This is a genomic window from Ravibacter arvi, assembly GCF_039540405.1.
Taxonomy (GTDB): Bacteria; Bacteroidota; Bacteroidia; order Cytophagales; family Spirosomataceae; genus Ravibacter; species Ravibacter arvi.
This window is the reverse complement of the sequence record NZ_BAABEY010000033.1, coordinates 160,436-184,976: the sequence shown is the minus strand read 5'-3', so window position 1 is coordinate 184,976 and position 24,541 is coordinate 160,436. Positions and strand designations below refer to the sequence as shown.

At 51.8% G+C, this 24,541-nt stretch carries 15 protein-coding genes; 3 read left to right on the top strand and 12 right to left on the bottom strand.

Features of this window, described 5'->3' with window-relative positions:
* Positions 1–67 precede the first annotated feature (67 nt).
* Positions 68–3,085 carry a GEVED domain-containing protein gene (locus ABD852_RS19400; RefSeq protein ID WP_345031938.1) on the bottom strand — a complete coding sequence of 1,006 codons (3,018 nt, stop codon included), beginning with the start codon at positions 3,083–3,085 and terminating at the stop codon, positions 68–70.
* A 243-nt stretch (positions 3,086–3,328) separates the two neighbouring features.
* Here ABD852_RS19400 and ABD852_RS19395 point away from each other — a divergent pair, with 243 nt between their 5' ends.
* Positions 3,329–4,099: a response regulator transcription factor gene (locus tag ABD852_RS19395; protein ID WP_345031936.1), complete on the top strand. Its 771-nt coding sequence runs from the start codon at positions 3,329–3,331 to the stop codon at positions 4,097–4,099.
* A gap of 199 nt (positions 4,100–4,298) precedes the next feature.
* Here ABD852_RS19395 and ABD852_RS19390 read toward each other — a convergent pair whose 3' ends face one another.
* Both ABD852_RS19390 and ABD852_RS19385 read right to left on the bottom strand, forming a co-directional pair.
* Positions 4,299–4,811 (bottom strand): hypothetical protein, encoded by a 513-nt coding sequence (locus ABD852_RS19390; protein ID WP_345031935.1) that lies wholly within the window; start codon positions 4,809–4,811, stop codon positions 4,299–4,301.
* Positions 4,808–5,395, bottom strand: coding sequence for a hypothetical protein (locus ABD852_RS19385; RefSeq protein ID WP_345031934.1), 588 nt, complete (start codon positions 5,393–5,395; stop codon positions 4,808–4,810). Before ABD852_RS19385 ends, ABD852_RS19390 begins: the two co-directional genes overlap by 4 nt.
* Positions 5,396–5,628: 233 nt before the next feature.
* Between ABD852_RS19385 and ABD852_RS19380 the strand changes: the two genes are divergently transcribed.
* Together ABD852_RS19380 and ABD852_RS19375 are read left to right on the top strand one after the other, a co-directional pair.
* Complete coding sequence (locus ABD852_RS19380) at positions 5,629–6,636, top strand: sensor histidine kinase (protein WP_345031932.1); 1,008 nt, start codon at positions 5,629–5,631, stop codon at positions 6,634–6,636.
* The gene (locus ABD852_RS19375; protein ID WP_345031930.1) at positions 6,636–7,376 is read left to right on the top strand and encodes a LytR/AlgR family response regulator transcription factor; all 741 of its coding nucleotides are present in this window, start codon (positions 6,636–6,638) and stop codon (positions 7,374–7,376) included. The genes ABD852_RS19380 and ABD852_RS19375 overlap by 1 nt, the downstream gene beginning before the upstream one ends.
* Before the next feature lie 214 nt (positions 7,377–7,590).
* Here ABD852_RS19375 and ABD852_RS19370 read toward each other — a convergent pair whose 3' ends face one another.
* From ABD852_RS19370 to ABD852_RS19330, 9 genes are all read right to left on the bottom strand, one after another.
* A complete protein-coding gene (locus ABD852_RS19370; protein ID WP_345031928.1) occupies positions 7,591–8,973 on the bottom strand; it encodes an FAD-dependent oxidoreductase in 1,383 nt (460 codons plus the stop codon).
* A gap of 315 nt (positions 8,974–9,288) precedes the next feature.
* Entirely contained in the window at positions 9,289–11,277 is a 1,989-nt protein-coding gene (locus tag ABD852_RS19365; protein ID WP_345031925.1) for a heparinase II/III domain-containing protein, read from the bottom strand.
* A gap of 69 nt (positions 11,278–11,346) precedes the next feature.
* Positions 11,347–12,753 carry a sulfatase gene (locus tag ABD852_RS19360; RefSeq protein WP_345031923.1) on the bottom strand — a complete coding sequence of 469 codons (1,407 nt, stop codon included), beginning with the start codon at positions 12,751–12,753 and terminating at the stop codon, positions 11,347–11,349.
* 42 nt (positions 12,754–12,795) lie between these two features.
* Positions 12,796–14,916 (bottom strand): outer membrane protein assembly factor BamB family protein, encoded by a 2,121-nt coding sequence (locus ABD852_RS19355; protein WP_345031921.1) that lies wholly within the window; start codon positions 14,914–14,916, stop codon positions 12,796–12,798.
* Between the two features lie 30 nt (positions 14,917–14,946).
* On the bottom strand, positions 14,947–17,067 hold the full coding sequence (locus ABD852_RS19350) for an outer membrane protein assembly factor BamB family protein (RefSeq protein ID WP_345031919.1): 2,121 nt from the start codon (positions 17,065–17,067) through the stop codon (positions 14,947–14,949).
* Between the two features lie 16 nt (positions 17,068–17,083).
* The gene (locus tag ABD852_RS19345; RefSeq protein ID WP_345031917.1) at positions 17,084–17,941 is read right to left on the bottom strand and encodes an alpha/beta hydrolase; all 858 of its coding nucleotides are present in this window, start codon (positions 17,939–17,941) and stop codon (positions 17,084–17,086) included.
* Between the two features lie 133 nt (positions 17,942–18,074).
* Positions 18,075–21,425, bottom strand: a complete 3,351-nt coding sequence (locus ABD852_RS19340; RefSeq protein WP_345031914.1) for a CBM96 family carbohydrate-binding protein — start codon at positions 21,423–21,425, stop codon at positions 18,075–18,077.
* Between the two features lie 67 nt (positions 21,426–21,492).
* Positions 21,493–22,824 carry a sulfatase family protein gene (locus ABD852_RS19335; RefSeq protein WP_345031912.1) on the bottom strand — a complete coding sequence of 444 codons (1,332 nt, stop codon included), beginning with the start codon at positions 22,822–22,824 and terminating at the stop codon, positions 21,493–21,495.
* A 43-nt stretch (positions 22,825–22,867) separates the two neighbouring features.
* Positions 22,868–24,523, bottom strand: coding sequence for a RagB/SusD family nutrient uptake outer membrane protein (locus ABD852_RS19330; protein WP_345031909.1), 1,656 nt, complete (start codon positions 24,521–24,523; stop codon positions 22,868–22,870).
* Positions 24,524–24,541 lie beyond the last annotated feature (18 nt).

Genomic DNA, 24,541 nt, shown 5'->3' with positions numbered 1-24,541 from the left:
CTATTACTGCCTGTTAATTAGAAAATCATAGACGCTATTTTCTTTTAAAAATTCTAAATACAACTGGTTACATTAGCGTGATTTTTTTAAAAATATGATGCTTATCAAACCGGATCTCTATCAAATAAATTCCCGGATTTAGGGGCGATGTATCAAAAAATATCCGATGATCGACTGCAGCATTTAATCTCGCTTCGGGTAATACTTTTCTGCCGTTTAAGTCTATAAGCTGAAATATAGCTTCAGATGCCTTATCGACCTTCAACTCAATAAAAAATTCGGTTTTCGCGGGGTTAGGGAAAACGGTCAGCTCATAACCGTTGAGCAGAGAAGACGGTTCTGTCGAAAGGATAATCCACTCGAACTCGTTAGACATCTCGGAAACGCATCCTTCCGGGCTACCTTTCACGTGATATTGCCCTGGCTTGGAAGGCTGGTAACTCCTACTGGTTGCACCTTGAATTAAGATGCCGTTTATATACCACTGGTACCCGGCGCTGCTTTCGGAGCTGGAGAGCGTATTTCCATCGACAATGTGAATTTCAGGTTTGGTCTTTTTGTAAATGAGCGTTACTTCCGGCGAAGACGCAGTACAAGTCCCGGTCCGGGCGGCAAGCGTGTACGCTCCGGGTTCGGTGGCCCGGTATTCCCGTCCCGTAGCGCCGGGGACCGGGGCGCCGTCCTTTTTCCATTGAAAACTCTGGAAGGAGCCTTCAGAGGTGTTTACGGAAATAGTAACTCCATCGCCGGGACAAAAAGAAGTGGCACCGGAAACAACGATTCCGATGTCCGGTACCGGCGCCGTCAGCGATACAGTCTTATTAATGAATAACGGGCAGCTTTTATAGGCCAGCCCTACCAATGGGTAACTCCCCGCCGTCAGTCCGGTCATCTCAAGATGGCCGTCCGTTACAGTTAGCACTTTGGTTTGTTCCACGCCCTCCTGTTCAAAATAAAGCGTTAACGGCGTACCATCCGTAAACGGAACGTTGATACGGATTTTACCATCGGATGCCAGGCAGGAAGTCGGCGGAAATGACGTAATGTCGCCAACGGAAAGGTTCGGATCACAATTTGTAATCGTTATCGCGTAATCCTCCGTTTCGCCATATTCATAAGACCCGCAGGGAAGATCAGGAGGCGAACCATAATTGGTTACGACACGCATCCTGGCATTGGAACGATGCACGGCATCGGCAGGTATTGAAAAGGAGCCGGTAATTGGCCCGGTAGATCCTTGAATCGTATAAAAAACCTTTTCGGACGAGCTGAAGCTTCCGTTACCATCAAAATCGATCCATATTGCAGCCTGAACCGGATTGGTTCCGGAAAGGAGCGAAAGTGAAAATGGGTAATTATTGCCAGGGACAAGATTTTTTACCGATGCATTAAACAATTGATACCCGTTGGCGCTGCAACCGGAAGAGGCGCTTAAAATTGTTTCGCCGACAGTGACGCCATTAAGCCCTATGCTGAAACCGGAACACCCTTTGCTGTACGAAATAGCTCCCGTACATGGAAAATCGTCCGTATAGTGCTCTCTTATATTTACCGCTAAAGGAGCTGAGGTAACCACAGCCTGATCCGGATCTTTGAATTGAGCGCGCACCCGATAGTTCCCCGTCTTAGGAAAAGTGGTGACGTAATCCCGGTCGGCACGTATCCATTCTGTATCAAAAGTGCTGTCGTTGTTTAAATCCCACCGGACCTGCAGCGCGGTAATCGCATCGTTGCCGTCTGAAGCAGCAGCCGATTTTAACAGAACCTGTGCATCTGCGAGTGAAACCGGTTTAAAAACGCCTATTTTGGGTTTGGGGGCCTCGTTATTCCCGGACCGGAGGGCTGTAACAGATAACGTGGCGTCGGTTCTGTTTCCTTGATTGTCAAGAACGGAAACAGTGTATTCTTTCGTACCTGAAGCAACGAAAGGAGTTGCAAACCGGGTTGAAACGCTGGTTCCGTCTAACGGTAACTCGCCGACACGTTCGCCATTGAACAGCAGAAACGCGGAAGCCAGACCGTCCGCATCTGTCGCATCGAATGAAATGTTGAGCAGGCCGTTGGAAATGGCGCCGTCGGAACGGACGGATAGGGAAGGCGCCTGATTCCTTATTTTATTTGGATTGAAGTAGTGGCTGGTATTGAGGTAAAGGGCTGCCGCGTATTCCAGCCGCATGTATTCTGATGTAAAAACAGAAGGAAACAAGGCCCCTCTTGCGTAGACATAACCGGCCCCCATCAGATTTCCCTGCCCGAACGCATGATTGCGGGTGTCGTGCGGCAAGCCAAAGGCGTGTCCGAGCTCGTGGATAGCCGCGCCCACGTAGTTGGAGGCGAGATTGCTGAACGTGGTCCCGATCGACGACCCGAAGGTGACGTTTTTTTTGATTGGATACGGGCCGAATTCCGGTACGACCTGGCCGTCGTAAGGCCCAGCATCGGTCAGTTTGTCAAGGAAGGGCAGATAATTGCTGCCGAGCACGGCAACTCCGCCATCATTTGCAGAGCCGAAAGAAGCTCCAAGGCCCACGTCCCCGATGTAGGTGCCATCAGGATTCATCAGATGGGACTCCGAAATCAACAACCAGACTTCGTTGGCAGCAAAAATGCTGAATCCGGCTTCCTGAGCAGCTTCGATATTCCGGGCGTAGACATTATAGTTATTGCCGCTTCCGGCATCACCCCTGAAATAAGCATCGTCACGGCGGCTGTTGATCAGGTGAACAACGGGTTTTCCCGTGCCAGGGTCTTTTTCATAACGGAACGTTTTATCCCCGAAACCATTCATTTCCATTTGTTCCCTGTAGTACGCCTGGGCCTGGTTAAGGAGCGCCTGGATTTTTTCCGGCGCGTGGGGTTGGGCCGTACGATTGGCCGGAATGATGTAAGCTGCTCTGACGACCGGGCTTTCCGCGAGCAGTCGGGAGGTTTTACTATTCTTCCGGGTAATTGCTTCCGGGCTGATGAAGCAATTCGGACCGTCGGCGCTTTTAATCTGGGACAGCGATATAACCTGCGCCGGTGAACGAATAGCCCAGAGACTGAACAAAAAAATTCCTGCAGCGACAATAACATTCGCTTTCATGGTAATTCCGCGGGTAAAGAGGTGGTCGCTATCTATATACGAGAGTTGCGTATAGTATTAATCGGTCCGGATTTTCCTTCTATAACCCGATTACTACTGGGCTACAATTCTTTCACAAAGAAAAACACCGTCAGGCTCATCGTCAATACTCATTTCTAGGTATATTTACAGTAGACGTATACGAATCCTGACCAGTCCCGTTCTTGAACCATTCTATTTAACTCACCTCTTAATAACATTGGTATGCAAACCCCTACTTTCCTCGAGTACCTGAAGTCGACTTCGGTGAGCATGCAACCTTCAAAAGACTATGGGCTTTTCATTGAAAACCTGCACCGGTATTCTGACTTTATCGACCGATGGGGACATATGACTTTTGTCATCGACGCTCCCTCCGCCGAATATCCTTTCCTGAGCAGGGGAACATCCCGTACTTTAGGACATGCCGTGGAAGCACTTAAAGAGGGCGGAGCAGAGTTTATTGCGACACGTTTGAAAGTCCCCAACGAGATATGCCGTGTAGTGATGGCTGATCAATTTCAATTTCTGAAGGAAAACCGGGAGCTTGAGGAAGGTTCGGTCAGATTCCGTATGGGGCTCCCCTTGGTCGACGCCAACGGAAAGCTTCGTTATCTCTCCCAGCAGCATGGCATCACGCACAAAGACTCCGCAGGATTGCCACTTGGGTATTATGGTGTCGTTAACTGGGTGGAGGGAGTTTCAAAAGCCAAAATCTTCCAGCAGATTGATGTCTACGACCAGGAACTGCACGACTGGAAAACTGTGAGTTACAAAGAATTCCATCCGGACATCGATGAAGACAAGCTGCTAAGCAAACGGGAAATTCAGATCCTTCGTTTTATTGCCGAGGGATATGGCAGCAAACAAATCGCGGGTAAACTGAACCTTAGTCTGCATACGATTAATACCCACCGAAAAAATATGATGCGAAGGACCAATAGCCTAAACACGGCCGGGCTCCTGGCATATGCCATGTCTGTGAATCTAATTTAGGCATAAATCCGAGTTCTCAGAATGAATAAGGAGCTTAAAATATTAAAAATAGGGCATACTTCACAGCGTAGCTGGCGAGAGTGTCATGCCGCAGGAAAAAAAAGGAAACAACGGCGCGGCGGTACCCTGCTATGGCTGCATAAGTTACACAACTCATCCTCCATTTTCATGACACATTCTTTTAGACTGATGCCACTAACTACTTCTTTGGGCTGATCCTGTTGAGCGTATAGCCAAAGTCCGCGTTGCCGATAAGCAAATCACGGTCTTTCCCCAGAAAAAAAAGAACATTTTCGTCGCCTTTCATCAGGTATACGGATTGGTTCGGGTCATTGAGGTCCAGCTGATATACAGTTGCCGTCGAGTCAGTTTTTGTTCCGGTTTTCTGGGTCCAGCTACCTTCCCGGACCCGCTGCCGATACAGCGTCCCTTCCAGCCGGTAGGTAGTGTGAGTTCTGGTTTGTGGATGTTGATAAAGCACCAATCGCCATTTCAATTTAAAGCAATCCGAGCTCACAGGCCGATTCAGGGCCTGGGCGATCTCTTGGCAGGGCGTTCGCCCATCGAAGACGCCCGCTACCGTTGGCCCGGTGGGTATGTCCGCTACGGAAAGCGGTAATGCGGTAGTGGCCGGACGGAAAGGCGGATCGACGGACTGAGTCGATGAAAAGCAGCAATAAGACAGTGCAATCAGCAACAGGATGGCTTTCATAGTTCTTTTAATTTACTGAGGGTATAGCTCGCGCCGGCCGTTCCAACCAGCAGCGTGCCGTCTGGTCCCGTTGGATGCAGCAGCGCCGGATGAATCAGCCTCAATGCCAAGAACGCACCCTGCTGAGTCCCCTGAAGGTGGTAGACGGTGGAAACGCGGGTTGACGTTCGCTCCTGGTTACGACTCCACCTACCCGTAACCAAACGTTTACCCGTCGTTCGGATGGTGCGGTTATCGACAAAATACATGGACTCGCTGGCTAAAGTGAAGACCGTCGGCAAGTGAGTCTGAGTATCTTCGTAAAGTGTCAGTCGCCAGTTGAGCAGGTCACAGGGGCCTGCTGCCGCAACGCCGTGCAAAGGTCGGACTGCTGCCCCGCACGGGCTGGTTGCCCCAAACACGCCTGCTACCGACGAACCGGCCGGGATGACCTGAGTCGCCTCCTGGAGCAACTGTTCCCATTGGCGGACATTAGCCGTGACAGGGCCGGTCAATGCCTGATTAGTACCGTCAATAGTCTTGTAGCCGGCCAGGGGAACCAAGGCCAGAAACAAAAGCATTCGGAAGACGTTTCTGTGATTCATTATTAACAGGTGGTTTGATCCTTGATGTTAAGAAGAACCAAATATGGGCCACCGGTTTCAGCCATGCAAACTTATTTGACCGATGCCTGAGCTATACGGACAAGTCCCGTATTTGACGGGATAAACGGAACTATCCATGTTAGGCTGGCGTCTATCCTGCCAGGTAGTCCGATGGTGTAATAAGCAGCTGATCAGAAGCAGGTTCGTTGGCCCATGGCTATCTTTGTGCCGGTATGACAAAGTATAAAAACAGAATCCTTACCCACGTACTCGGATGGCTGGCTTACGTGCTGGTCATCGCCTTCGGGGCAGATGAGCTGGATGCGGATTTTCTGGCGAAAAGTGGAGCGAGCTTTTTGCCGGTAATCGCCATTTTTTATGCCGCAATCGGTTGGTTATTTCCGTTTTATTTGCCCCAAAAACGCTATGGCGCGCTCATTATCGGGTTGAGCTTGGTCAGTCTTATGGCCGTGGGGTTACGATTTTGGCTGGCCCAGCTGGCCAACCACATGAGCGGTCAGCATCTGCTCGATGATTCCTTTTCGAGCATTACGTTCTGGAACCAGTTCCGGCTCAACCTGATGTTTATTGGGATCAGCTTTGCCTACTGGTATGCCCGCCGCAACCATGAGATCGAACAAAACCAGCAGTTGCTAGAAAAAGCGGTGCTTAATGCCCGGCTGGCCTCACTCAAAAATCAGATCAACCCCCATTTTCTCTACAATACCCTGAGCTTTCTCTATACTAAAGCCTTGCCCCTGTCCCGGGAATTGTCGGAGGCTATCGCCGATCTTTCCGATATGATGCGCTATTCGCTGGAGGAAGCCGGCGAGAACGGACAGGTGGATTTGTCCAGGGAAGTGGCTCACCTGCGGAACTTCATCCAGATTCACCAGTTTCGTTTTGAGCACCGTCTGCACATCAAATTCGAGGTGGGTGGTAGTCTGAATGGCTATTCGATTATGCCGTTACTGCTGATTACCTTTGTAGAAAACGCCTTTAAGCACGGCCGGCTCGATGATCCCGATCACCCGCTTTGCATCCAACTGCAGGTAAATGCCACAGAGCTCTTTTTTTCGGTGAGCAACCGGAAGAGCAGCGGCCGCAAGGAACGATCCAGTGGGATTGGACTACCAAATGTCCGCAACCGGCTGGAGCTGGCTTATCCAAAGGCCCACACTTTAGTCATCGAAAACGGACGGGACGATTACCGGGTATCCCTTCACTTAACTCTTAACTGATGATAAACTGTTTAATAGTGGATGATGAGCAGCATGCGATCGATTTGTTGAAATTGCACATTGATAAAATACCCCTGCTGCATGTGAAGTGGTCTACGACGAGTCCTCTCGAAGCCTTTCAGTATGTCCAAAAGCACCGCATTGACCTGTTGTTTCTGGACATTCACATGCCGGAATTGGACGGCATGCAGTTTCTAAAACTGTTGGGCGGCAAGGTACCCGTTATCCTTACCACAGCCTATTCGGAATACGCTCTGGAGGGTTATGAATTCAGTGTAGTCGACTACCTGCTGAAACCTGTTCGCTTCGAGAGATTTTTAAGCGCCGTGCAGAAAGCGATGGACCGGCAAAGTACAGCCACCGTACCCATGCCGGTTGCGGGGCTCGACAGGCCGCCTCCCGACAATGATTTCCTGTTTGTCAAAACGGAGACACGGGGTAAGATCGTTCGCATTTCCCTGCCGGAGATTGACTACATCGAGGGCTTGGGTAATTATGTTTCCTTTTGCCTGCCGACCGGCCGTATCATCACGCTCTCGACGTTAAAGGACCTAGAGGAGAAATTACCGAGCTCTCATTTCATTCGAACGCATCATTCGTATCTGGTGCCAATCCACAAAATTACGATGGTGGAGGGCAACGAAATTCAGGTGGGCGCTCACCGGTTACCCATCGGAGAAGCTTACCGCAAAGCCTTTCTGAAGGCAATAGAGTCCCGGATTCTCAATCAACGCAAGTAAAAGCGGCCAGTTCCCTGGGTGGCCGTACCCGGCTTCTACCCGGAGCGGGCGGTACAGGGGCCTGGCTTACCCACGGTGCCCACTATAATAACGAATACCGGCTGATCCAAAACGTACGGCAGTGGCACCCGGGGCCGGGCGCCACTGCAACCCGCTGTCCGGCTGAAACAGCTGCAGGAAAGCCCAACTGATCCCTTGCTGAGTGACAAATCCGTTAGTTGACTGACCAGTTGACGTCCGTCCACCTCACCTCCTGCGGGAGAAGACTCCTTTGTGCCGCAATCGCTGCTACCCTGCCGGCAGCCTGCCCCATAATTGCCGCATTCCCCGTAACACGGTAGCTGGAATGCGCCACGAAATCTCCGCTGATACATCTTCCGGCCATCATGAGCCCTTTGACGTCTTTTGCAATCAACGCCCTCAGGGGTATATCGTACGGCTTACTGGGAATACCTCTGTTATAGTTGGTTGTATTTTCGTGAGACCTCTCGACCGAATGTACATCTACTCCGAAAGTCACCCTGCATACTGCGTCGTGATAGCGGGCTCCCTTGATCAGATCTTCCCGGGAAACGGTATGCAAACCATGAATCCTCCTGCTTTCCCGTACGCCTATCTGCTCGGCGGTGGAAACAAGTCGCAGGTTTTTCCAGCTCCCTCCCAGCGATCTGAGACTATTAATAATTTTATGGACTTCTGCCCTTCCCCTAAGTGTAGCCTCTGTAACCTGGAAGGCATCCGTTCCCTTGAAACCATATTCATGATTGGCCATCAGCATATGGAGGTCGTCAAATATCGGGTGGATACTCGGCCTGGCATAAGAAGGTGTATGCCCGCCTTGTATGATGGCCTTTTCCAGTCGTTTCTTGGACTGTGACCCGGACTTGCTATCTGCTTCGTCCCGGATAAATTCCTTTATTTCCTGGTAATGCACTCCGGTTATCAGACAGAGCATGCTCATGGGTTGTCCCTGTCCGGCGCTGTCACCGTAATCAAAACCGCATCCTGCGCGCGCCGCCAGGTCTCCGTCGCCACTACAGTCGATAAAAATTTTTCCTGCCCACGCCTCTCTTCCAGATTTCGATTCTGTGACCACGTGCGTAAGCCTTCCGTCTTTACCAGCAGTAGAGACCAGCCGCGTAAACAATCTGATCGTGACTCCTGCTTTAAGGCACATTTCCTCCAAAAGTAATTTCATGTGCTCCGCATCAAACGAAAACGAGTTACCGGTAGGTACGGTAGCGCTCCCACCCCGTTGTCGTAATTCATTTTTGATCTCTTCCACTATACCGGACTTGTTTTTGTTGTCCAGGATCCATGTCAGGTTTCCGGAAGTCCAGACGCCGCCCAGGCAGCCGTGTACTTCCAGTAGCAATGTTTTGGCTCCGGTTCTTCCCGCTTCTATTGCGGCGGCAACACCGGCAGGCCCGGCGCCGCAGACAACCACATCGAAATCCCCGGCAACAGGAATATCCCGTGCCGGTTCGTTCAGGCTGTCTGTACCCTGATAAGTTGTCTGGCCGATGACAGCGCCCGAAACCAGGGGCAAGCCGGTCATACCGGCTAGCGCTGCAGATATGAAATTTCTTCTTTGCATTTTTATAAGTTATTTAAATGATCTTATTCTTTATTAATAGCCCGGCAACTCGGCTTCGTTCTCTTTGTCGCTTTGTCCAACAAGAACACGATTCGCCACCACCTGGCCCATCGGCTTTGGGAGTAACGCGGACAGCCACCAGCCGTAAGTAATCCCGTCAAAAGCGGACGAAAAGTTCCCTCCTCAGTGTAATCAAGGAACTGTGGCGGACGAATACGAGAAAGCACACTGCTTACCCGCCGGTCGAAGGTATCTCCGGTAGAAGCCGGCATGTTAACGTCGGGAGCAAGCAAAAAGGGGGAGAAAAAAAGTATTTCATTTGCTTGCAACAACTTCAAATTCGGTATTACCATCTAATTGATCACCCTGTAACTCAAAAACTAGCCGGGAGACTTTTTCGCCAACGCCGGCCCGGAGTTTTGAATCTGTAATGTCAAAGTCTTCGATCGTGGCTTTCAGCAAAGCGGCATCATATTTCATATGCAGCAAGAAATCTTTACCTTCCAACTTTACAACGCCTGGTCCGTGAAGACTGCAGAGAAGGTTTGTCATAAAATTGACGGTATTTCCACCCTTATTTTCGGTAAGCCGGTAGTGATCGTTGATCACAAACCTTTTGCCTCGTTCAAGGGTATAGCTTCTGATCCAGGAAGTTACCTTTGCTTCTGTCGGGTACGCCTTTGAGATATCAGTAGAGAAAGAGACTTTAGCTGAAGAAGCGGTGTATTTTGAATCAGTGGCTTTGAAATTGCCGCCATTTTTTTGCCCGACTCCGTTTATCACCGGAAGATTATGATAATTGGATTGCATGGTCCAGATATTGTATCGTCCTTTTCCGAAAGTCTCTTTCGTATAATTTCCCACGCCGACATCCAAGAACACTGGTTGTCCATTGTAGTAGAGCATAAACGAACCTACATCGTTGTGGTTGTGCTGCTCGGCATTGTTACCCCCTTTAGCAGAAAAGTAAAATCCGTGATTTGTACCCTGCCTGTCTCTCGCAAGAGCCATGTCCCAGTCGGGAAAGAAATAGTCGGCAATAAGCGGTTCAGCCAGTTTTACCGTTCCCCAGTCTACCGGTCTGAAAAGATCTTCAAGAGACGCTCCTCCCCTTCTGTCCACGCCGCTTCTGCTTTTGAGGAAGACTCCGAAAGACTGCATAACCTGATCTTCAATGAGCTGCCCTATTCTGAAAATCCGTTCCGGGCCCTGGCTGATCCGGGCTGGTGCGTCAGCATAATTGGTGTAGTACGTTCCGTTGCTGATATAAACACGGTAAATATATCTTCCCATATCCCTGATTTTCTCGTTTTTGAAGATATCGATCCTGCCGTCAGACATACGATGAAGCAGATCAAGATAGGTGAAAAGTCTACCTACGGCCGCTCCCCAATAGCTGGGTCCTTCGCTACAGGAGCCGTCAGGGGGGTAATTATTGATGAAAACATCTACAGAAGAAAGATTCTTATAAACGGCTTCGAGCTTTCGGGACGGGTCGTCTTCCATGAGCATGATCACATTCAGCAGGTTGAGGTTGCACCAGAGATTCCAGTTGTTGACCCTGCCGTCTCCGTTCCGCCCGAACAGCCACCAGAAATCGTCTCTCTGGTAATAGGGCTGTAATATTTTGGAGTTGATCTCATACCTGATCCTTTGCGAGATAACCGGGCTTATTTTATCGAACTCATCGTGCAAAAAGTGGTATATCCAGGCCAGTGTAGCAGCAGTATTACTACCAAAGATATCGATAACCGGGTTTTCAATATCGGGCAGAATGGTAGTGGGATTATCGAGCCCCCCCTCGTACCCATAAAGGTAGAAATGCGCGGAAGATCCCCAGTAGGTTGTCTGACAGGTAGAGAAGACGCCGTTGATGAGATCATCCAGGAAGCGTCCTTTTCCTTCCGTCAGCTCGGCCATCATCAGTGCATTCAATGCGCCGTCACGCCGCCGGTTCAGATCATCTACTTTTGCTCTGTCGCCTGTCCTGGTAAACAAGAGATAGTCAGTCGCTTTAATGTGAGGCCATTCGAAATCCAGGTACTGCTCCCCTTGATGTATCAGGCTTTCTTTCGTTGCTTCCGGGATCTTATTCCAGGCAGACCGGTCGCGATAGGCAGGATACTGAATCCAGCTATTGTCCCATTTTATGGCTTTGCTGATAAACTCCCTGGAATATTGAGTGGTGAGCGGTGACATTTCGGATTGAGTGTAAGCCGATGTTATCTGACCGGGCGCAGTCAGCAGGAAAACGACGGCGCCGACCCGTCCAATCATTAAACTGCGCTTCAAAAAGCTATTCATAACTATTGTGTTCGCTTAAAGAGTCTTTATTGCTATCCGTTTGTACGGTTATTTTTGCGATGCCGGATTTTACCGGTTGAAATCCGGATTGGGTACCGGCATCTGCGCATTCAGATCCTTGCGCCAGTCGGAGAGAAGTTTGTGCAGCTCCCCGGTTTTGTCGGGAAACCTGGCCGACAAATCATGCTTTTCAGACAAATCGTCGGCCAGGTTATAGAGCTCCAGCCTACCGCTTTCATACGACTCCACCAGCTTAAAATCGCCGACCCGGACTGCCCCCGCCGGACGCCCCATCTGGTTGGAAAAATGCGGATAATGCCAGAATAGCGGCCGTTGCGGGTCACCGGCTTTGTCCCTCTGCTGGAATAAGGACCACTGGCTTTTACCGTCGACACCTGCAGGCAATGAGGTAATGCCTGTCAACTCACACAGGGTAGGCAGGTAGTCTATACTGCTGTAAAAGGCATCCGATACGACTCCTTTTGGTAATTTTCCCTCCCAGCTTACGAAGGCTGGTACTCGTATCCCGCCTTCATAAACATGGCCTTTCCATTTCCTCAGCGGTTCATTGATAGTGGGAGCAGGCCCCAGCTCGACCATACCCAACCCGCCGTTATCGGAAGTAAAGATCACCAGGGTGTTTTCCAGGAGGCCCTGGTCTCCGAGCGCCTGCATAATACGTCCGACACCGTCGTCCAGGCTCTCCAGCATCGCTCCGTAGTTAGGATTATAGATGCCTTTGAACTGCTCGAATTTCCTCATGTACTTTGCTAATTTGTCTGCACGGGGGACCAGCATAACATGAGGAGCGGAATAGGCAAGGTATAAAAAGAACGGCTTACCGGCATTTTGCCTGATAAATTCCACGCCGTAATCGGACAGCTTGTCAGTCAGGTAGACGGAGCCATCATCTTCGTAGTCCGTTTGCTGAGGCGAGTCTTTCAGGATCGAGTAGTTGTAATAGTCAAGGCCGTTTTTATTTATCATGCGACTATAATCGAAGCCTTGCGCCCATGGTCCCTGGATTTCAAGTTTTCCTGCTTCTTTCGAATGCAGGTGCCATTTACCGACCATTCCCGTAGTGTAACCCTTACTTTTAAGCAGCTCGGCCAGGGTCACCTCTGCAGGATCAAGCTCTGCCCGCCATTTCGGGGGTATCACCGGCGAGGATTTATCTACCCTGTTACCCGCAATATAATTGGTCAATTGCAAGCGCGCCGGGTATTTTCCCGTCATGATCGAAGCCCTGGTGGGCGAGCAAACCGGGCAGGCCGAATAAGCCTGGGTAAAGCGCACACCGTTTTGCGCCAGTTTGTCCAGGTTAGGCGTCTCGTTAAAAGGGTTTCCGTAACACCCCAGATCCATCCAGCCCAGGTCGTCGGCCAGGATGAAAACGATGTTGGGCCGTTCGTTTTGCTGCCCGTGGGCAGTAACTGCAAAAAGAAGGAGGCCAATGGCTAAAAGTCTATTTTTCATAAGTCCGGGGATTTAGCTTTTTAAGAAAATACTTTCTATTAATTATGGAAGACTGAAAGCTACTACCTTATTGCCTTTTTTTGTTCCAAGTTTTGTGCCGCCGCAAGCGATGACCACGTATTGCTTTCCATTGACTTCATACGTGCCCGGCGTGGCGAACCCGGCTGCCGGTAGCTGCGTTTCCCAGAGTAACTGTCCGTTTCGCTTGTTGTAAGCCCGGAACATACCGTCGCGCGTGGCAGCGATAAACAGCACCCCTCCAGCAGTTGTCACCGGTCCTCCGTAGTTTTCAGTACCGGTAGGCGGAATGCCCGCGGCTTTCAGTTCGGGAAATTCCCCGAGCGGATGCTGCCACAGCTGCTTACCGGAGTTCAGGTCAACGGCTGCCAGTGTGCCCCAGGGAGGGGCAATGGCCGGGTAGCCCTTGCTGTCCAGGAACTTATTATATCCCGTTGTTTTATAAGGGAGCTGGGGTTTCCGGGATGATCCACTCCCGGGGCTCCCTGTTACTTCCTGTTTTTCTTCACCAAACAAAAATGAGATCAACGCCTGTTTTTCTCCAGGCTTCAAGGCCGGGAAGCCGGGCATCATACCTTTCCCGTTATTAATAACCTGCCTGACATACTCCCGGTCATGGCGTTGACCAATATCGGCCAGTGAAGGGTAGCCGCTTAGGGCATTGCCTTTCCGGTCGGAGCCGTGACACGCAGCACAATTCAAAGCATAAACCTGCTCTCCGGTGCTGAGATGAGCCAGCTCGCTTTGTTTCGGCGCATCGGTCATGGTCAGGATCCAGGCCATTTCGTTCGCATTCACATACAGTATCCCGTCAGGATCGACCGCCGATCCTCCCCACTCGGCACCTCCGTCGAAGCCGGGAAAAATAAGCGTCCCCTGCTTGTCAGGAGGAGCGTAGTACCCTTTTTTTATACTTTTCAGCAATGTTTTTAACGAGTCGAGATCAGGACTATACGGATTCAGGTCGTCTTCGGTAAGCGATTGCCTGGCAAAAGGCGCCGGGAACCGCGGCCGCGGCTGGGTCGGCCAGCTCGCTTCGCCCGGCAGGCTGCTTTTTTCCACCCGCACTTCCTCTATCGGGTACAATGATTTGCCGGTAATGCGATTAAACACATAGATGTGCCCCGACTTGGTTGTCAATGCTACGGCGTCAATTTTTACGGGTCTGCCGTCGGTTCCTTTTTGGCGAACCGTTACCAGGTTAGGCGGCGACGGCAGATCCCGGTCCCATATATCGTGATGTACCAACTGGTAATGCCAGATCCGTTTGCCTGTTCGTGCGTCCAGCGCAAGCAGGCAATTGGCAAAAAGGTTCCGGCCTTTGCGGTTGCCTCCGTAAAAATCATAGGCCGCCGAGCCTGTAGGAACATAAAGAATGCCCCGGCGCCGGTCGATTGCCATACCCGCCCAATTGTTTGCACCGCCGACGTCTGTATTCTTCCAGGCATCCTTCGGCCAGGTTTTATAGCCGTATTCGCCCGGATGAGGAATGGTGTGGAATACCCAGGCCAGTTCGCCCGTTCGTACGTCGAATGCCTGCACGTAACCGGGGGCTGCGTCAGCCCCTTCCGACAACCGCATAGGCATCACGATCAGGTTTTCGAAGACTGTTCCGGGGGTATTGGAAATAACAAACTTGTCTCTGGCCTGCTCACCCAGGCCGGCGCGAAGGCTAACCCGGCCCCCATCGCCGAAACCGGCAACAGGCTTTCCTGTTCCGGCATCCAGTGCATAAAGCCACGACCTGCTGGTAAAAAGGATACGGGAATCACCCCTCCCATTTGTCCAGTATGCCACACCGCGGCTGGTACTTGTGCCTGATCTGATCTTATCGCCGAACCGCCAGAGCTCCCTGCCGGTAGCGGCATCCAGGGCAAATACCTGCAGCGCCGACGATACGCCATACAATACCCCTTTCACCGTGATGGGATTCATTTGCATTTGCCCTGAATCGGGCGCGGCGTATGTCCACGCAACCCGGAGCTGCTGTACGTTGCCGGTATCAATTTGGGTAAGGGGAGAATAGTGATTGCGATCGGGGCCTCCCAGGTATTCGGGCCATTCGGTATCGCCGCGTTCCCGGGATACCGAGAAGAATGATGCCGAAAATGCGACAATGATAAGTAGTATTAAAAGACGAACCATCTGAATTATCAACTGCTCTTTTAGGTTGTTTTAGTCGCTATCCAGGCAAAATGCCACGTATTGATCGCCCGATTTAGTGTTGAGCTTTCCTCCTCCGCAGGCGATCACGATGTACTGCCTGCCATTGACCTGATAAGTACTCGGTGTTGCGTAACCCGCCGCCGGCAGCGCATGCTCCCAAAGCATTCTTCCTGTTTTACGGTCAAACGCCCGGATTTTTTCATCCCGGGTAGCCGCAATAAAGACCAGACCTCCGGCCGTCACTATTGGCCCGCCGTAATTGTCGGTTCCTGTCCGGGGAATACCTCTTTCCGTAAGCTCCCTATATTCTCCCAACGGGATCTGCCACCGATGCTCACCCGTATTCAGATCGATCGCGGTCAGCGTACCCCACGGAGGACTGCTTACCGGATACCCATTCCGGTCATACCACCGGTTGTAACCGGTATGCCGGTAAGGAGTCCTGACCGTTTGTGAAATTTCAACCGGTTCTTCTACCGTGTTATTAAACAGGAAACCGACAATGGCATCGCGCTCGGCTCTTGAAATATGAGAGAACGAAGGCATCATGCCCCTGCCCGTCTGCAATACCTGTATGACCTGGTCGCGGGTGAGCCGGTTATGGATTTCCGATAATGACGGATAAGATCCGTCATGGTTGCCCTTCAGGTCGGCACCGTGACAGGCCGCGCAATAAAACTCGTATTGACTCTTACCGGCAGAGGCGCTTCCGGAGGCGGACAACTGCCGCCGTACAAGGGACATATAAACAGGGATTTCTTTCGCCGGCACGTATAGGACGCCCTCCGGATCGGTGGCGGCGCCTCCCCATTGCGCGCCGCCGTCAGAACCCGGGTAAAGAATGGTAACCCGATCCGTGAGAGGCGTGTAAGGCTGGCCCGTATTGGTGTTTTGTACTATGTGCACTAACGAATCCCGGCCTGCGGCGAAAGCATTCACATCTTTCGGCGTAAACGACTGTCGTGTAAACGGCTCCGGCAATCGGGGTACGGGTTGTGCGGGGCTGGCTTCTTCGCCGTCTACTGCCGTTTGCGGGAACGGCTTTTCCTCTATCGGGAAGACGGGAAGCCCGGTTACCCGGTCAAAAACAAAGGTGAAGCCCTGCTTGGTCACCACAGCCACTACATCAATTTTTTCGTTCTTGCCATCGGATGTTTTCCGGGTGATCGTCAACAGGTTTGGGGGAGCGGGCGGATCACGATCCCAGATATCGTGGCGTACGAGCTGATAATGCCACAATTTTTTACCTGTAGCGGCATCCAGGGCCAGCAGGCAGTTAGCGTACAGGTTATCCCCTTTGCGGTCTCCTCCGTAAAAATCCGGAGCAGCCGAGCCGGTTGGTGCATACAGGATCCCTCTTTGACGATCGATCGCCATGCCCATCCACGGATTGGCCGCGCCGATCCTTTCCCTGGGGTTTTCCGGAAGCCAGGTTTCGTAACCGGGCTCACCTTTTGCAGGGATGGTATGAAAAGTCCAGGCGAGTTCGCCGGTACGTACGTCAAAGGCGCGAATATCGCCGAGCAATGCCGTTTCGCTCTCCGATACGCGAACCCCGACGATGATCAGGTTTTTATAAATGGTGTTGGGAGTGTTCGAGGTCACATAGTTATCGGCGCCCGGTCGCCCGATACCGGTTTTGAGATTAATACGTCCTTCGTGACCAAAGCTTTCGACCGGTTTTCCGGTTTTGGCATCAAGCGCGTGCAGCCAGGGTCCGGCGCCGAAAAAAATCCGCTTGTCATCCCCTTCTGCCCAATAAGTAACGCCGCGGCTGGTCGTGCCTTTATTATCATCCAGCCTGGTCTTCCAGATAGGTTTGCCTGTTGCCGCTTCGATAGCAAACGCTTGTATGTCGGCCGAAACGCCGTACAGGATACCGTCTATTATAATAGGGTTACATTGTATCTGGGTACGGTTTCGGACTGTATCGCTTCCCCCGGATTCGTAAATCCACGCAATTTTCAGCCGGCTGACATTGTCCCCGTTGATTTGATCGAGCGAAGCATAATGGCTCCGGGCACCATCGCCGTAATACTCGGGCCAGTCGGCGTCGAAACGCATTGTTTGTATGGCAGCCAATATGCCTACTACGGCTACGCAGCTGATCAGCAGGATCCGTATTTTCATATAGAAATTGCGACGGTTATTGAGGTTGCAAATACCCCAGACGGGTCAGAAACTGATCGGACATTTTAAAAATCTGTCTCCTGACCTCTTCATTCGAATTAAAAAAACCGTGTTTTTGTCCGGGAAACCGGTGTAATTCACAACTATTGCCGGCGGCCAGCATTCGCTCGCAGAATTCTTCCGCATTATCGATCGGCACCGTCGTATCGTCTTCACCGTGAAACAAAATGGCAGGCGGGGCGCCGGGACGTACATGCGCTACGGGCGACAGTGCTTCTGCCTTATCGCCAAGTCGCTCATGCCCGTAGCCTCCGGCTGTAGTTTTGGTCACAGGGTTAAATAACACCAGCGCGGCCGGTACCGTGCTCACCGTCGTGTCTTCCCCGGCTTCATTGACCTGGTCCAGCAATGCTGCCGCCAAAGCAAGGTGCCCGCCTGCCGACCCGCCCGCGGCTACGATCCTGTCGGGCCGGATCCCCAGCCGCGACGCATTTACGCGTACCCATCGCATAGCTGACCTGGCATCCTGCACGGCTTCTACCGGTGTGGTATGCTGCCTCCCTTCGATCCTGTAATCGAACGCAATCGTCACCATTCCCCGGTCGGCGAAGTAGCGGCAGGCTTCCGCGAATTGATTGACGCTCCCCCTTATCCAGCCACCTCCGAAAAAGAAAACCATAGCCGGGTAAGCATTTCCCTGCCGATAGCCGGACGGGAAGACCATGCTGGCACGCAGATCGGTAGGACCTACACTTTTATAGATCTCTACCTGGGCACCGGGGAGAACACGCTTTGCCAATTGCAGCGTATCCAGGCTTTGGGAAGTCGCTGTATGCGCCCCTATCCACCACAGAAGGACGAAGCAATATCTCATTGTCGGGCAAAAGCTTCTTTTTGATATTATGCGCATGATTTGAAAATACATCGGATATTCCAGACAAGTCATGAGGGCAGAACTACTTACACCGGATTAAAAAAAGTGCATTGTCGCCTACATAGCTACTGTTTCATTCTTTTAAAAACCTCAGACTATGCCTCTTCCCGTTCCGGGTAATGACGACGTTGTAAATCCCCGTCGGTAATCCTGAAACATCCAGGCGGGTTTCGGAGCCGGCTTCCTTTCTGATACGACCATTGATATCATAGAAGACAACCTGCTCGACGGGTCCATCCATTTGAATAAAAAGTAGTTCGGAGGAGGGATTAGGATACAGTAGAATATCTCTCACAGCGTCAAAGCCAACGCTCACCAACCGGCTGTAGGCAAAAGAACCGTCCAGGTCCACCATCCGGAGGCGGTAGAAGCATACGCCGGATAAACCCTTTGAATGGTCTTCAAATTTATAATTTTTCAGCTTTTCGGATACCTTGCCGGCCATTACTCTCCCGATCTCCGTAAATCGCTTCCCGTCGGCGCTCCTCTCTACCGCGAAATAGCTGCTGTTCAGTTCCGAGCTGGTTGTCCAGGCAAGCTGAACGACATTGCCTTCACCCTTCTGTGCTTTAAAAGTTACAAGAGATACCGGGAGCACGGTCGTTACTTCGGCTATATTTGAATAACCGGATTTGCCGCTTTCGTCTAAGGCATACACCCGGTAAGCGTAGGTAATCCCCTCATCCGCTGTCATATCGGTATAGGAGGTACTGTTCGCATCCACCGTTGCCAGCTCTTCGAATACTTCTCCCGCTGCAATTCTTGCGTCCTCACCTCCCGATACTATTTTCCTCTGGATCCTGAAATTCGTCTCGTTGTCAGAGTTGTCGGTCCAGGTGAGGACCGGCCTGCCGCTGCCGGAAACAACAAGATTGGCAGGGGCGAGGATGCGATCGGTATAGATGGTCAGCGCAGGACGTACAGCCGGATTCGTGGATTCCCTGCTCAGTACGGTAAACAGGATGGTCTCCAATACGCTGATCCTCAACGAAAGGGGTAAACCCTCTTTACCTGCCAGTAAATCCGTCGACAGATCGACCGTATTATTGCCTGCCACCGGATCCCAGGTATGCAACGTTCCCACGGAGGTAGTCGGCCTGTTATTCCAGGTGATGGTGTTTTCCTGCCAGGTATTGTCTTGCATCAAATCCACTACTGCCGTAAGGGGATTAGTCGTACCGAAACTGGTCGTTGTCGTATTCAGGAACAGGGAGGCGCGCCGTATCGGCGTCGTAATACTGGTAAGGTCAAATTTCAGAAATGCCTCACGGGTAGCAGCATTGGTTGCCCCGGCCCACTGGACATTCATAAAGTTTTTTGACCCATAATTTGTGACCATATAGCTGGTCCCGGCCCGCACGTCGGCATCCGCCACAGCGTCGAGTATTGTCTCTTTCATCGCTACCAACGGAAGCGTTTCGACAGTAGTCACCGCTTCCGTCGATAAACCAGCCAGATTAAAAGCCACCAGTCTGTATTCATAAGTCGTTTCGGGCTCTAAGCCGCGGTCGGTGTAGCTGGTCGTGTTGGCAGGAAGGTTATCTTCAACTACCTGGAAAGCTCCTCCGGGGACCTTGCGCCTTTCCAATTGAAAGCCCGTCTCATTGGTGGCATTGTCGGTCCAGGTAAGGGTGAGGTCGGTCATATGGATCAATGATCCGGTCAGGTTTTCGGGGCCGTTCAGGCCGGAAACTTCCTCCAGCTCCAGGTCATCGATCAGCAGCTCGGCCGTGCCTGTATTGGTGATCACGATCCGGGCACCGACAACGGCCTCCAGCCCCGGTATGGCTACAACCTCCGTTTCGTCTGCCCCAAAATTGTCATAAGTACGTAAAATATCATCGTTCAGCTTGATGGTCAGGGAAGGAGAGCCGGAACCTGACAGGTTGCGCGTTTTAAAGCGGAGCATGGTAACAGGCCTGGCCAGGGTCGTCGATAGCGATCCTGCACTGCCGGGGGCCAGCGCTATAAACGCGACATCGCCGGGTTTGACGCCCGCGGAGCCGTCCCTGCGGGCCTGTGTGTAGGTCCAGGCAACATCCTGCTCGCCTGTAAATCCGCCGTCGCCGAACGCACCGGTCAGGGAGGAAAGCTTGTCAAACGACTCGCTGAGCGTGGGAGACATCAGTTCCAGCAAGTTCAGGTCTTTCCTGTCCCACAGGTAATTGATCCAGATATCCTTTACGAAATTGTACCCTAAAGTAATTCCTGTAGGCTCGTTATGCACCTTGATCTCACCGTTTGAGCGTCCGCGGTAGCCCGCCTTGTATTTATAGAGGATGTCGATGGATCCGGTTTTAATCCGCCGGTCTATTTCCTGGTGGACGGGAGAATCGCCCCAAAGGTTCAGCGCACGCAGCGTCGCGTAGGTCAGGATGTTGTTGTTCCAGCCGTCGTAAGCGTAGCGGACCGAGCTACGTTCTCCCGAGCCGTCGCTGCCCTGGAGCTCGTTGCACATACCGATGAGCCCGGTCATAGGAGAAACCCGGTTGTTCAGGATGTGCACCTCCCCGCTGGTTGATTTGTTGTGCACCGCGCCGCGGTACATACGCTCGGCCAGCGCCTCGTAGATCCCGAAAGGCTCATATGCTATTTCAGGCCTCGGCGTGCTGCCGTAATAGCCGGCGAAGGTAAACGGATGGCGAACCCCGTCCGGCTCCACGATGTTGCCGCCGAGCTTAGCAACACCCCCGTTTTCCATAAGCTGCTTCATGGTGGCACGTCCTTCCGCCGTATTGCCGTGGGCGTAGGTCCATCCGTAAATAATATTGGTAAAGCCGAGATCCGCAAACGTAGAAAGCCAGTTGTCATAATCAAAGTCTGCAAGCATCGAATTGACCGCCGAAGCTCCGCCAAAATAGTGATGGGCCGCGATCATAACGCCCACATACCCCTCCTGGATATTGGGCGCGCGGGTCTTCCTCCCTTCAAAAACGCCCAGCAGACAACGCTCGGGGTCGTTGTGATAATTTTGCATATAGTTCCCGGCTACGGTTAGGGCCCGCATGAGCCAGTCGCATTTATTGACCTCGGCCTCGGTGAGCTGGCTCCAGACCGTAGGCGTACGCTTGGCCAGCACCAGGCTCTGGGCCAGGCCATTGTCTGCCCAGCCCAATATCGTGCCTCTGCACGTCGGCTCGTTGCCGCCGGCAATGACATTCCGGATCTGGTCCAGCAGCCGGTTGATTACAGTTGTGTTGGAGGGATCGTGATAAGCCACCAAAGCCAGGTAGTTCATGATTTTGGCACTTTCGAGCGCCCCGTAGCTAAGGTATTCCTGGTTGGTGGCAGGATCGGCCTTCCAGCGGGCCAAGCTGGCGCCGAGCGCTAGGTTTACTATTTCAGGCGTCGGTGTAAAGGTCTGGCACCAACCGGCTATGGGAAACATGATTGCTACAAAAATGGAAAGCATCGGGTTTTTCATAACATTATCCGTTAAAAAATGAAGTGATTTGACAAGGCCAGCTGCGGGGATCCGGTATCCGCAACCCCTATTCCGCGCTTCTTATCTCGCGCAGCCATTGATCAATAAGCGTTAGCATTTCCTTTACTTTTTCTGGATGTTTATCAGCCACATCCTGATTTTCTTCCGTATCCCGGGCCAGGTTAAACAGCTGTATGTCACCTTCGTCTGACGGGATCCTTATTTTCCAGTCGCCCATGCGGGCGTATACCGGCGCATTTTTTCCCCCTTGCCAAAAAAGGATTGGGTGCGGGTCTCCTTTTATTTCCCCGGTAAGGAAGGGCAGCAGGTTTACACCATCTGTTTGTGTAACGCGGCCCTTTGCCTGTACCCGGAAGGTTTCGTAGAGATCCAGCGTGCTTACCGGCTTTTTGTAGGTTTGGCCCGGTTTGATTACGGCCGGCCAGCGCATGATGAAAGGAATCCTGATGCCGCCTTCCAGGAATTGCGCTTTCCTGCCGGAGAACGGCGCAGCGGAGCCTACAATCGTGCTGTCCCAGTCAGCCGGCCAATTGAATGCCGGATAATTCCTCCCCCATTCCGGGCCGTTATCACTTATAAACAACACCAGCGTGTTTTCGGTCATTCCCGATTCATCAAGCTGCCTGAGTACTTTCCCGATATTCTGGTCCATCGAATAAATCATGGCTGCGTAAAGCCCGATCACTTCCGGGACGACATCGCCGAACCGCTTCTTCAGTTCAAGCGGCGCCTGCCAGGGAGAATGGGGCGCATTGAAGGCCAGGTAGAGAAAGAAAGGATCCTTTTTCCCTGCCCTGGTCTTTATAAAGCGGACGGCCGAATCTCCGTGCGCATCGGTCATATAGGGAACGCCGTTTTCCCGGCTCCATCCGTGCTGCATCGGCTGATACAGCTTCCCGGTAAGCTTTCCCTCCGGTCCTGGGAAATAATCTGCGGCCCCGTTTATTTCGTTGAATACTTCATCGAATGCATTATCGGTCGGGCGGTTAATATGCCATTTGCCGATATGTGCCGTATGGTACCCGCAAGACCGCAGCATTTGCGGCATCAGCAGATGGTTTTCGGGGATACGCGCCCGGGGGCTGGTAGAATTACTGTACGCCCCCATCCGTTGCTGATACCTTCCCGACATGAGCCCCAGGCGGCTTGGCGCACAGGTGGCAGCCGATGCGTATCCATCCGTAAACCGCATTCCCTCAGCCGCTAGCCGGTCTATATGCGGAGTTGGAGCCAGCCGGCCACCATAGCAGCCGGGGTCTCCGTACCCGAGGTCGTCGGCTACGATCAGGATGATATTAGGCCGCGAATGACTTTGGGCATAAGGCCGGCCGGCAAAACCATTCGCGGCCAGCAGGATCAGGCATGCTATCCGCTTCATTGTATTCGCTTTGCTTCAGAGCTGGCTCCGGATCTGCTTAATTTTACTGCCATCCCGGATTTTGCTCAATCTGCGGGTTAAGATCTATCTCGGCCTGGGGAACCGGCCAAAGGTAATCCCTTTCGGCGAATTTCTTTTTATAAAATACCTTCACGAACCGGTAGTCCATTACGTCGTGATTCAGCCCGAAAACCGGATCATTGGTATGGGCGGTCCGCCAGCGCTTTACGTCAAAATACAGGTGTCCTTCGAAAAGCAGCTCTTTATAACGCTCAAGCCAGATGGCCGTTCGCATCTCCTCCTTCGACAAGCCGGCTGGCAAGCCAACCACCCCCGCCCTTGCCCGCACCTGGTCAACGGCGCTGTAAACACTCGTCCCGGGACCTTCGGCCTCATTCGAGGCCTCCGCATACATCAACAATACGTCGGCAAACCGGATCAAGGGATAATTCATCTGCGAGTCCTCGCGAAAAAGCGTATGCTCGTCGCCGATTGTCAGAAACTTTCGTATGAGCACCTTCGCGTCAGAATTGTTGGTACTGTTTATGGCGGGAGGCACCGCACTCGCATAGGGCGCATAAGGGAAGTAGAGCTTATAAGTAATATTTCCAGCCCCTATAAAAGTAGCACCCGGCATGATAACGCTCTTATGTAAACGCAAGTCCACATCGGCATAGCTTTTTTCATACCAGGTGGTCACAGCGGCACCGTGCGCCACCTCGCTGGGGAAGGCCGACCTCACAGGCATAGTAGAAAAATCTACTGAGCTTCCGTCCTTTTTTGTGAAGACATGAAGTAAATGGGCAGGCATACTGGCACGGTCTCCGCCCGTAACCTGCACCGACCGGTTTCCATACCAACGGTCAAAAGAGCTACCCATGCCATCCTGCTGCACATACTGCAACTCGAAAACAGACTCCACATTATTCTTCGTTGTAGTCTTAAAATTGTCGCCATAATCGGTTACTAGCTGGTAGCTGAAAGGTGCTTGCAATAGCTTACCAAATTCGGCCGCGGCCTCCTGCCATTTTTTCTCAAAAAGAAAAACCTTCCCTAACATCGCAATCGCAGCACCCTTGGTTACCCGCCCGATATCTGAAGCAGATGAGTAGGCTACAGGCAGGCGTTCAGCGGCATCACGAAGATCTTTGACAATAAGGTCGGTTATTTCATTTTCGGTGCTCCGAGGTAAATAAGTTTCGGTTACCGGGGTGGGTTTGTCCAGTAATACCAGTTTACCAAACATATTTTTCAAATAGAAGTAACAAATGGCCCGGATAAACTTAGCTTCACCTGTCATGCGCTCACGCAACGCTTCGGAAACCTTCCCGTTGTCTTGCATTCCGGCAATAATATCGTTTGCATAGATAATCGGTCTATAAAATCGCCTGTAATTAGCGACAATCTGTGCGTCGCGGGCAGTGGCCAGGCTTTGAGAGTGACTCATTCCCCAGACCGGGCGACTGTAGTCAAATCCGTCCGGCCCTAAATTAGTGACGTAATTGTAGAATTCTGCTTCAAAAGTCAGATTAGCAAGTGTACTGTATGCCCCGTTCATGGCCATCAGGGCGCTCGCGTCCGAGTTAAAGATAAGAGAAGACGAAAGGCCGTCGTAAGGAACCCTGTCCAAAAAGCCGTCATCGCAGCTAGTATTCAATGCCAGGATGAAGAGCACAAATAGATATATTTTCTTTTTCATTTTGAGTCCGGGTATTAA